Here is a 9982-nt window from a genome sequence, read left to right as displayed (position 1 = left end):
CGTCTGATGCCCCGTACCCGCGTGAGCTTCGAAATGCGCCAGAAGGCGCGCGCGCTTCGAGTTCACGCGACCAAGGGCGAATCCCTCCTGTGGTATGAACTGCGGGAGTTGAAATCGGGAGGCATCAAGTTTCGCCGTCAGTGCCCGATTGGGCCTTATATCGTTGACTTCGTTTGCTTGGCGGTGAAGCTGATCGTTGAGGTCGACGGTGATCTGCACGAACACGAGAAGGGTAAACGGCACGATGCTGTTCGTGATGCCTATCTGCGCTCTCTCGGGTTTCACGTCTTCCGTGTTGACGAGCCCGATGTCATAAACAGCGCGTGGCATGTCGCGAGATGGTCAAGGGGAAGGTTGAGCATATGTCAGCCGACCCCACCCGACCGCTTCGCGGCCACCCTCCCCTCGAGGGGGAGGGGGACGCCGTCGCCCCGCAATCGATGAGGTTTTAGAGCATGGCCGCACCCGGCGAGAATCTGCGAATCAATTCAGACCGTTTGTGGGATTCCATCATGGAGATGGCGAAGATTGGCCCCGGCATTGCCGGCGGTAACAATCGCCAGACCGTGACCGACGAAGACGGCGAAGGGCGGCATCTGTTCAAGCGCTGGTGCGATGCGGCCGGGCTCGAAATGGGCGTCGATGAAATGGGCACGATGTTTGCCCGCCGCGAAGGCACCGATCCCAGCCTGCCGCCGGTCTATGTCGGCAGCCATCTCGATACGCAGCCGACCGGCGGCAAGTACGACGGCGTGCTCGGCGTGCTGGGCGGGCTTGAAGTGGTGCGCTCGCTCAACGATCTCGGGATCAAGACCAGACATCCGATCGTCGTCACCAACTGGACGAACGAGGAGGGCTCGCGCTTTGCGCCGGCGATGATGGCGTCCGGCGTGTTCGCCGGCGTGCTCGACCAGGCCGATGTGTACGGGCATGTCGACAAGCAGGGCAAGAAATTCGGTGAGGAGCTCGAGCGCATCGGCTGGAAAGGCAGCGAGAAGGTCGGCGATCGCAAGATCCACGCCTTCTTCGAACTGCATATCGAACAGGGTCCGATCCTCGAGGACGAAGATATCGACATCGGCGTCGTCACTCATGGCCAGGGCCTGAAGTGGCTCCAGGTGACGCTGACCGGCAAGGAAGCCCACACCGGCTCGACCCCGATGCCCAAGCGCCGCAATGCCGGGCTCGGCATGGCCCGGGTGATCGAACTGGTGCATGAGATCGCCATGGACTACCAGCCGGACGCCGTCGGCGCGGTCGGCCACATGGAGGTCTATCCTAACTCGCGCAACATCATCGCCGGGCGCACCGTCTTCACCGTCGACATCCGCTCCCCGGAAAAGGAAGTGCTGGACGCCATGGACGGCCGCATCCGCGAAGGCATCGACACGATCTGCGATGCGCTCGACATCCGCTACGAGATCGAGCAGGTCGGCGCTTTCGATCCGGTCACCTTCGACGCGGGTTGCGTCAAGGTGATCCGCGATGCCGCCGAACGTCTCGGCTATTCCCACCGCAACATCGTCTCCGGCGCCGGCCATGACGCCTGCTGGATCAACCGCGTCGCGCCCACCGCCATGGTGATGTGCCCCTGCGTCGACGGCTTGAGCCACAACGAGGCCGAGGAGATCACCAAGGAATGGGCTTCGGCAGGTGCCGATGTTTTGTTCCATGCGGTGGTGGAGACGGCTGTCATCATGGAGTGAGCTTAGAATCTACCTCCAAACGACGCTCGCAAAGAAGCGCGAAGAGAACAAGGGAACAGCTAATGACCAAAGTTATCCGAAACGGCACCATCGTCACCGCCGACCGCACCTGGAAGGCCGATGTGCTGATGCAGCACGGCAAGATCGTCGCCATTGGCTCGGACCTGCATGGCGACCACGAGTTCGACGCCACCGGTTGCTACATCATGCCGGGCGGCATCGACCCGCATACCCATCTCGAAATGCCGTTCATGGGCACCTATTCGGCCGATGATTTCGAATCCGGCACCCGCGCCGCGCTCTCCGGCGGCACCACCATGGTGGTCGATTTCTGCCTGCCGGCGCCGCAGCAGTCGCTGCTCGAAGCCTTGCAGATGTGGGACAACAAGACCTCGAAAGCGTCCTGCGACTACTCCTTCCACATGGCGATCACCTGGTGGGGCAAGCAGGTGTTCGACGAGATGGCCACTGTCGTCGACAAGGGCATCACCTCGTTCAAGCATTTCATGGCCTACAAGGGCGCGCTGATGGTCGATGACGACGAGATGTATGCGTCGTTCCAGCGCTGCGCCGATCTCGGCGCGCTGCCGCTGGTGCATGCCGAGAATGGCGATGTCGTTGCCGCCCTGTCGCAGAAGCTGCTGGCTGCCGGCAACAACGGCCCCGAGGGCCACGCCTATTCACGGCCACCCGAAGTGGAAGGCGAGGCGACCAACCGCGCCATCATGATCGCCGACATGGCCGGCGTGCCGCTCTATGTCGTGCATGTCTCCTGCGAGCAGAGCCACGAGGCGATCCGCCGCGCGAGGCAGAAGGGCATGCGGGTGTTCGGAGAACCGCTGATCCAGCACCTGACCCTGGACGAGAGCGAGTATTTCGATAAGGACTGGGATCATGCGGCGCGCCGCGTGATGAGCCCGCCCTTCCGCAACAAATTACACCAGGATTCGCTGTGGGCGGGCCTGCAGGCGGGCTCGCTGCAGGTGGTGGCGACCGATCATTGCGCTTTCAGCACCAAGCAGAAGCGCAACGGCGTCGGCGATTTCACCAAGATTCCGAACGGCACCGGCGGGCTTGAAGACCGCATGCCGGTGCTCTGGACCACCGGCGTCAACACCGGCCGGCTGACGATGAACGAGTTCGTCGCGGTGACCTCGACCAACATCGCCAAGATCCTCAACATGTATCCGAAGAAGGGCGCCATCGTAGAGGGCGCCGACGCCGACATCGTCGTCTGGGATCCCCAGCGCAAGAAGAAGATCACCTCGAAGAAGCAGCAGTCTGTCATCGACTACAACGTGTTCGAAGGGTTCGAGGTGACCGGTCTGCCGCGGTTCGTGTTCTCGCGTGGCGAACTGTCGATCCAGGAGGCCGAGGTCAAGGCCAAGCCCGGTCATGGCGAGTTCGTTGGCCGCGAGCCGAATGCGGCGGTCAACCGGGCGCTGTCGACGTGGAAGGAAATCTCCGCGCCGCGCAAGGTGGAACGCACCGGCATCCCGGCGACCGGGGTTTGAGCTTGCGCGGCTCGAAGAACGCCAAGAAACGGATGATTGCCGACAAACACGGCGCCGCCTTTGGGGATGTGTCGCAGTGCCGATAATTGCCGAACTCGGCGCCGCCCCTCATCCGCCTGCCGGCACCTTCTCCCCGTATACTGACGGGGAGAAGGGAGATGAACGCAACCTCGCCGCCCTTTTTTGTAACGTCGGAGATTGGCGAAATCCTCCGCGAAATCGTCCTTCTCCCCGTCACTATACGGGGAGAAGTGCCCGGCAGGGCGATGAGGGGCAGCGCAAACCTCGGGCAATTGACCGGTGGGATCCTAGCCCGTCGATACCGGCTTCAGGCGACCAGTGCATCCAGTTCCGGCAGCAGGACGACGCTTTCCTGTTCGTTGGGATCGGTGCGGGCAATGACGGCCGAAGACGGGGCGCTGCTCAGATTGGCCGGCAGATGCGGCACGCCGGCCGGAATGTAGAAGAGGTCGCCGGCCTTGACCACGATATGATGCTCGAGCCGGTCGCCGTACCAGGTGTGGACTTCGCCGGAGAGCACGTAGATCGCCGTCTCGTGGCTCTCATGCATATGCGCCTTGGCGCGTGCGCCGGGCGGCATGGTGAGCATGTGCATGCAGATGCCGGAGGCGCCGACGGTCTCGGCGGCGATGCCGGCGAAATAGGTCAATCCCTGCTTGCCTTCATAAGTGCTTTCAGGGCGGATAAGATGACAGGTGGGTTTGGGCGACATCGGGGAAACTCCGGGCGTCGATCGAGTGGGACAAGGTCAGTGGGACAGGGCCAAATGGGACAGGATAAGTGGAAAACAACATCGCGATAAAAGCAATCGGATTCCAGCCGCCGCAGGGACGGAAACAGGCAGGCGGCAGCCGATGACGGGGACTTCGCCAGCCGTCGTCGCGGCAAGCAAACTCGGACTGACCTTCCAGACCAATGACGGGCCGGTGCAGGCGCTGTCAAACGTCGATCTCACCATCGGCAAGGGGGAGTTCGTCTCCTTCATCGGCCCTTCGGGCTGCGGCAAGACCACGTTGCTGCGCGTCATCGCCGATCTGGAGAAGCCGACCTCGGGGACGATTTCGGTCAATGGCATGACAGCAGAGCAGGCGCGCGAGAAACGCGCCTATGGCTATGTTTTCCAGGCCGCCGCGCTGTTTCCGTGGCGGACGATCGAGCGCAATGTCGGGCTGCCGCTGGAGATCATGGGCCTGTCCAAGGCGGAGCAAGGCGAGCGTATCAAGCGCACGCTCGAGCTCGTCAACCTCTCTGGCTTCGAGAAGAAATATCCCTGGCAGCTCTCGGGCGGCATGCAGCAGCGCGCCTCGATTGCCCGTGCGCTGGCCTTCGATGCCGACCTGCTGCTGATGGACGAGCCGTTCGGCGCGCTGGACGAGATCGTGCGCGACCATCTCAACGAGCAATTGCTGGAATTGTGGGGACGCACCAACAAGACCATCTGCTTCGTCACCCACTCCATTCCGGAAGCCGTTTATCTGTCGACGCGCATCGTCGTCATGTCACCGCGGCCGGGCCGCGTCAGCGACATCATCGAATCGACACTGCCGAGAGAGCGGCCGCTCGACATCCGCGAGACGCCGGAGTTTCTGGCGATCGCAGCGCGCGTGCGCGACGGGCTGCGGGCAGGGCACAGCTATGATGATTGAGGGAGCAATCGACGGGCTCCCTCCTCTCCCCAACGGGGAGAGGGTGGCCGGAGCGAAGCGGAGGTCGGGTGAGGGGGCGGCCCACCGCGCCTTCGTCATCCCAGGGCACCGCGAGGCGGCGTGCGTAAAGGGAGCGGTCAACCACCCCTTCGTCATCCTAGGGCAGAGCAGGCGCGCAGCGGCCTGCGCAGACCCTAGGATCCATGCCGTGACGCCGGCCGAAAGGCGAAAACGGTTGAGAAAACAGGCCAAGCAGGGCGAGGCACAGGGAGCCTTGTTCCGCACCGTTGTGGAGCACAGAGGTAACGGCATGGATCCTAGGGTCTGCGCCGCGTCGCTTCGCTCCTTGCTTCGCCCTAGGATGACGAAGAATGGGTATGGCCGCTCTTTGCCGTTGGGCAAAGGGGAGCGCACCTAATGGACACCTTCCGCGACAAACTCATCCCCGTCACCTCGATCCTCGCTGGGGTGGTCGTGCTCTGGTATGTCTTCGCTGTCATCCTCAACGCGCCGTTCCAGCGCGATCTCGACCGTCGCGCCGGTGAGACCTCCACGTTCAGCGAACTCATCGGCAAGACGCTGTCGCAGCCGAAGCCGACATTGCCGGCGCCGCATCAGGTGGCGGTGAATTTCTTCGAGAACACCTTCCTGCGGCCTATCACCTCGAACCGCAGCCTGGTCTACAATGCCTGGGTGACGCTGTCGTCGACGCTGCTCGGCTTTGCCTTCGGCACCGCGCTCGGCATCATCATTGCGGTCGGCATTGTCCATGTGGCGACGCTCGACCGCAGCCTGATGCCGTGGATCATCGCCTCGCAGACCATTCCCATCCTGGCGGTGGCGCCGATGATCATCGTCGTGCTGGGGGCGATCGGCATCAGCGGCCTGATCCCGAAGGCGATGATCTCGACCTATCTGTCATTCTTCCCGGTGACTGTCGGCATGGTGAAGGGGCTGCGCTCACCCGAGATCATGCATCTCGACCTGATGCACACCTACAATGCCAGTCGTGCGCAAACCTTCTGGAGATTGCGTGTGCCGGCCTCGGTGCCGTTCCTGTTCACCTCGATGAAGGTGGCGGTGGCGGCAAGCCTGGTCGGCGCCATCGTCGGCGAATTGCCGACCGGTGCGGTCGCCGGCATCGGCGCCAAGCTTTTGGCGGGCGCCTATTACAGCCAGTCCATCGACATCTGGTCTGCGCTGGTTGCTGGGTCTGTGGTGGCGGCACTTCTGGTCATGGTTGTCGGCATTGCCGGGCGCCTCGTCGACCGCGCCATGGGCGGGAGGCCGGCATGAACTGGCTGAAACCCTCCTGGCAGGCGGTGTCGGCGATCGTGCTGTGCCTGATCGCGGTCGCGCTCGGCCCGATCGCCGCGCCGAAAGTGGATGCACTGGCGCAGCCCGCAGGGACGTTGATGTATCCCTATGTGGCGACGAACTGGCTGATCTTCGGCGTGCTGCTTCTCGCTGCTTTGATCTCGATGGCCAGAATACCGTCCGTCGTCGAAGCGGTTGTGCTTTTCATCGGCGCGCATCTGGCCGCCTGGCTGCTGATTGGCGGCATCACCGGCTTCGAGGGCCTGGCACGGGCGCCCTATTTCCTGCTGCTCACGGGTGCCTGGCTGCTTGGCTGGCGCTGCGTCGCCGTCCTGTCGGGCCTTCGCCCGATGGCAAGCTGGGCTCGCACCGCGCTGCGCCTGATCATCCCGGCCATCTTCGGCGCCTGGATACTGATCATCTGGGAAGCGGTGACGCGTGGCGCCGGCATTCCCTTCATCCTGTTGCCGCCGCCAAGCGCAATCGGCGCGCGCATCGCCGGTTCGCTGCCGGTGCTCGGCGCGGATGTCCGGCAGACCATCTTCAAGGCGGTGATCTTCGGCTATGTGGTGGGCAGCGGCGCCGGCTTCATCACCGCAATCCTCGCCGACCGTGTGCCGTTCCTGCGGCGCGGCCTCTTGCCTATCGGCAACATGGTCTCGGCGCTGCCGATCATTGGCGTCGCCCCGATCATGGTGATGTGGTTCGGCTTCGACTGGCAGTCCAAGGCGGCTGTTGTCATCATCATGACTTTCTTCCCGATGCTGGTGAACACGGTCGCCGGTCTGGCCGCCTCCGGCCATATGGAGCGCGACCTGATGCGCACCTATGCGTCGGGCTACTGGCCGACGCTGCTGAAGCTCAGGCTGCCGGCCGCTGCTCCCTTCATCTTCAACGCGCTGAAGATCAACTCGACGCTGGCGCTGATCGGCGCCATCGTCGCCGAGTTCTTCGGCACGCCCGTCGTCGGCATGGGCTTCCGCATCTCGACCGAGGTCGGGCGGATGAACATCGACATGGTCTGGGCCGAAATCGCAGTTGCAGCACTTGCGGGTTCGGTCTTTTATGGCGTGGTCGCTCTTGTCGAAAGAGCCGTCACGTTTTGGCATCCCTCTGTCCGTGGTGGATAGGGGCGGTGGGTTTAGGGCACTAACTTCAGAGGGTAAAAAAATGAAAAGACTGATTATTCCCGTTCTGGCCGGCGCGATGTCGCTCGCCGCGTTCCAGGCAATGGCCGCCGACAAGGTGACGTTGCAGCTGAAATGGGTCACGCAGGCTCAGTTTGCCGGCTACTATGTCGCCAAGGCAAAGGGTTTCTATGAGGCCGAAGGTCTCGACGTCGACATCAAGCCGGGCGGTCCCGATATCGCGCCCGAGCAGGTGATCGCCGGCGGCGGCGCCGATGTCATCGTCGACTGGATGGGCGGTGCGCTGGCCGCCCGCGAAAAGGGTGTGCCGCTGGTCAACATCGCCCAGCCGTTCAAGAAGGCAGGCATGGAGCTGGTCTGCCCGAAGGACGGCCCGATCAAGACCGAAGCCGACTTCAAGGGTCACACACTAGGCGTCTGGTTCTTCGGCAACGAGTATCCGTTCTACGCCTGGATGAACAAGCTCGGCCTCAAGACAGACGGCGGCCCGGACGGCGTCACCGTCTTGAAGCAGAGCTTCGACGTGCAGCCGCTGATCCAGAAGCAGGCGGATTGCATCTCGGTCATGACCTACAACGAGTACTGGCAGTTGATCGACGCCGGCTACAAGCCGGAACAGCTGACCGTGTTCAACTACTCGGCCATGGGCAACGACCTGCTTGAGGACGGGCTCTATGCGTCCGAAGACAAGCTCAAGGACCCGGCCTTCGAAGACAAGATGGTGCGTTTCGTGCGCGCCTCGATGAAGGGCTGGAAATACGCCATCGACAACAATGACGAAGCCGCTGGCATCGTCATGGACGGCGGCGGCCAGGACGAGAACCACCAGAAGCGCATGATGAGCGAAGTCGCCAAGCTGATCGACAATGCCGACGGCAAGCTCGACCCGGCGACCTACGAGCGCACCGCCAAGGCGTTGCTCGACCAGAAGATCATCACCAAGGAGCCGACCGGCGCCTACACCACCGCCATCACGGACAAGGCGGTCAAGTAAGCCTATTCGGTAACGTCTAGATATTTCAACACGGCGCCTCCGGCAGAAATGCTAGAGGCGCCGTTCCTTTATGGTGTTCATGACGAAGCTGGTCTCGATCGAGGCGACGCATTTCAGCCGCGCGATCTTTTCCTTGATGAAGCGCTCGTATTGTTCGAGGCTTCCCGTCACTACTTTCAGCACATAGTCGCGCGAACCGGTGACGAGGTGGCATTCCAGCACCTCGTCCCAGCCGCGGATCGCGTCCTCGAACATGACGATCTCGTCCTCGTTCTGGCGGCTGAGCCGGATGGTGGCGATGGCGACCATGCTCCAGCCGAAGGCTGAGGGATCGACCAGGGTGGTGTAGCCCCTGATGACGCCGGTCTCCTCCAACCGCCGCACCCGTCTCAGGCAGGGCGACGGCGACAGGCCGATCCGCTCGGCAAGCTCATTGTTGGTGATGCGGGCGTCGGCCTGCAGTTCGCGCAGGATCCTGCGGTCGAAATCATCGGCTATCTTCTGCTGCACTTTCCGTCTCTCCGGGCAATTTGTTGCGGGAATGCAGCCATGAGAGCCCAAAAATAGCAAGGACTGGCGGAACGGGATCGCATAAATTGCCGTTCACTATGTCACTCGAACAGGCAGGAAAGCTCATGACCGCGCCACGCCCGTCGAAAACCCATATCGGCAACCACAAGCTCCACCCGGAGACGCTGATGCTGAGCTATGGCTTCGATCCGCAACTTTCGGAGGGCGCGGTCAAGCCGCCGGTGTTCCTGACCTCGACCTTCGTGTTCAAGTCGGCGGAAGAAGGACGCGACTTCTTCGACTACACCTCCGGCCGCAAGGAGCCGCCGAGCGGCACGGCGTCGGGCCTGGTCTATTCGCGCTTCAACCATCCCAACAGCGAGATCGTCGAGGACCGGCTGGCGATCTATGAGGGGGCGGATGCCTGCATCCTGTTTTCATCCGGCATGTCGGCGATCGCCACCACGCTGCTCGCCTATATCAGGCCGGGCGACGTCATCCTTCATTCGCAGCCGCTTTACGGCGGCACCGAGACGCTGTTGACGCGCACGCTCTCCGGCTTCGGTATCGGCGCGGTCGGTTTCGTAGATGGCGTCGATGAGGCAGCGGTGCGCACGGCCTCCGACGCCGCCGTCGCGAAGGGCCGCGTGTCGGTCATCCTGATCGAAACGCCGTCAAACCCGACCAACAGCCTGGTCGATATCGCGCTGATGCGGAAGATCGCCGACGAGATCGGCGCTAGCCAAGGGTCGACGCCGATCGTCGTGTGCGACAACACGCTGCTCGGCCCGGTTTTCCAGCGGCCCATCGAACATGGCGCCGACGTGTCCGTCTATTCGCTGACCAAATATGTCGGCGGCCATTCCGATCTCATCGCGGGCGCCGCCATGGGCAGCAAGGCGGTCACCAAGCCGATCAAGGCGCTGCGCGGCGCGATCGGCACGCAGCTCGACCCGCATTCCTGCTGGATGCTTGGCCGCTCGCTGGAGACGCTGTCGATCCGCATGGAGCGGGCCAACGACAATGCGCGCCTGGTCGCCGAATTCCTGCGCGACCATGCCAAGGTCGAGAAGGTGCATTACCTTCCGTTCCTGGGCGAGGAAACGCCGGCTGGCCGCACCTACAG

The 9982-nt window shown here is 62.9% G+C and carries 10 protein-coding genes; 8 read left to right on the top strand and 2 right to left on the bottom strand.

Annotation, left to right across the window (positions count from 1 at the left end):
- Nucleotides 1–6: 6 nt before the first annotated feature.
- The 3 genes from EN984_RS10595 to hydA all read left to right on the top strand — a co-directional run bounded on the left by EN984_RS10595 (nt 7) and on the right by hydA (nt 3220).
- A complete protein-coding gene (locus EN984_RS10595; RefSeq protein WP_329608536.1) occupies nt 7–444 on the top strand; it encodes an endonuclease domain-containing protein in 438 nt (145 codons plus the stop codon).
- 11 nt (nt 445–455) lie between these two features.
- Nucleotides 456–1706: a Zn-dependent hydrolase gene (locus EN984_RS10590; RefSeq protein WP_127272370.1), complete on the top strand. Its 1251-nt coding sequence runs from the start codon at nt 456–458 to the stop codon at nt 1704–1706.
- A gap of 62 nt (nt 1707–1768) precedes the next feature.
- Nucleotides 1769–3220, top strand: coding sequence for a dihydropyrimidinase (gene hydA, locus EN984_RS10585; RefSeq protein ID WP_127270636.1), 1452 nt, complete (start codon nt 1769–1771; stop codon nt 3218–3220).
- A 328-nt stretch (nt 3221–3548) separates the two neighbouring features.
- Here hydA and EN984_RS10575 read toward each other — a convergent pair whose 3' ends face one another.
- Nucleotides 3549–3953 (bottom strand): cupin domain-containing protein, encoded by a 405-nt coding sequence (locus tag EN984_RS10575; RefSeq protein WP_127270638.1) that lies wholly within the window; start codon nt 3951–3953, stop codon nt 3549–3551.
- A 142-nt stretch (nt 3954–4095) separates the two neighbouring features.
- On the opposite strand from EN984_RS10575, the gene EN984_RS10570 reads away from it, so the two are divergent.
- The 4 genes from EN984_RS10570 (at nt 4096) to EN984_RS10550 (ending at nt 8346) form a co-directional block, all read left to right on the top strand.
- The gene (locus EN984_RS10570; RefSeq protein WP_127272369.1) at nt 4096–4887 is read left to right on the top strand and encodes an ABC transporter ATP-binding protein; all 792 of its coding nucleotides are present in this window, start codon (nt 4096–4098) and stop codon (nt 4885–4887) included.
- Between the two features lie 417 nt (nt 4888–5304).
- Complete coding sequence (locus tag EN984_RS10560) at nt 5305–6183, top strand: ABC transporter permease (RefSeq protein ID WP_127272550.1); 879 nt, start codon at nt 5305–5307, stop codon at nt 6181–6183.
- Nucleotides 6180–7334: an ABC transporter permease gene (locus tag EN984_RS10555; RefSeq protein ID WP_127272549.1), complete on the top strand. Its 1155-nt coding sequence runs from the start codon at nt 6180–6182 to the stop codon at nt 7332–7334. Before EN984_RS10560 ends, EN984_RS10555 begins: the two co-directional genes overlap by 4 nt.
- Nucleotides 7335–7374: 40 nt before the next feature.
- Nucleotides 7375–8346 carry an ABC transporter substrate-binding protein gene (locus EN984_RS10550; RefSeq protein ID WP_013894623.1) on the top strand — a complete coding sequence of 324 codons (972 nt, stop codon included), beginning with the start codon at nt 7375–7377 and terminating at the stop codon, nt 8344–8346.
- Between the two features lie 51 nt (nt 8347–8397).
- Here EN984_RS10550 and EN984_RS10545 read toward each other — a convergent pair whose 3' ends face one another.
- Nucleotides 8398–8856, bottom strand: a complete 459-nt coding sequence (locus EN984_RS10545) for an Lrp/AsnC family transcriptional regulator (protein WP_127271209.1) — start codon at nt 8854–8856, stop codon at nt 8398–8400.
- Between the two features lie 125 nt (nt 8857–8981).
- Between EN984_RS10545 and EN984_RS10540 the strand changes: the two genes are divergently transcribed.
- Nucleotides 8982–9982: cystathionine gamma-synthase family protein (locus EN984_RS10540; RefSeq protein ID WP_127383732.1), on the top strand; the 1001-nt coding region annotated here is incomplete at its 3' end.

Origin of the sequence: Mesorhizobium sp. M7A.F.Ca.CA.004.12.1.1 (genome assembly GCF_003997835.1) — a bacterium.
GTDB lineage: Bacteria > Pseudomonadota > Alphaproteobacteria > Rhizobiales > Rhizobiaceae > Mesorhizobium.
The sequence above is the reverse complement of the archived record's forward strand: the minus strand, read 5'-3'. Positions and strand labels throughout refer to the sequence as shown.

Excerpts from the sequence above, each read along its gene's own strand:
- EN984_RS10595 (WP_329608536.1), top strand. The coding sequence starts at position 7 with ATGCCCCGTACCCGCGTGAGCTTCGAAATGCGCCAGAAGGCGCGCGCG.
- EN984_RS10590 (WP_127272370.1), top strand. The coding sequence starts at position 456 with ATGGCCGCACCCGGCGAGAATCTGCGAATCAATTCAGACCGTTTGTGG.
- hydA (WP_127270636.1), top strand. The coding sequence starts at position 1,769 with ATGACCAAAGTTATCCGAAACGGCACCATCGTCACCGCCGACCGCACC.
- EN984_RS10575 (WP_127270638.1), bottom strand. The coding sequence starts at position 3,953 with ATGTCGCCCAAACCCACCTGTCATCTTATCCGCCCTGAAAGCACTTAT.
- EN984_RS10570 (WP_127272369.1), top strand. The coding sequence starts at position 4,096 with ATGACGGGGACTTCGCCAGCCGTCGTCGCGGCAAGCAAACTCGGACTG.
- EN984_RS10560 (WP_127272550.1), top strand. The coding sequence starts at position 5,305 with ATGGACACCTTCCGCGACAAACTCATCCCCGTCACCTCGATCCTCGCT.
- EN984_RS10555 (WP_127272549.1), top strand. The coding sequence starts at position 6,180 with ATGAACTGGCTGAAACCCTCCTGGCAGGCGGTGTCGGCGATCGTGCTG.
- EN984_RS10550 (WP_013894623.1), top strand. The coding sequence starts at position 7,375 with ATGAAAAGACTGATTATTCCCGTTCTGGCCGGCGCGATGTCGCTCGCC.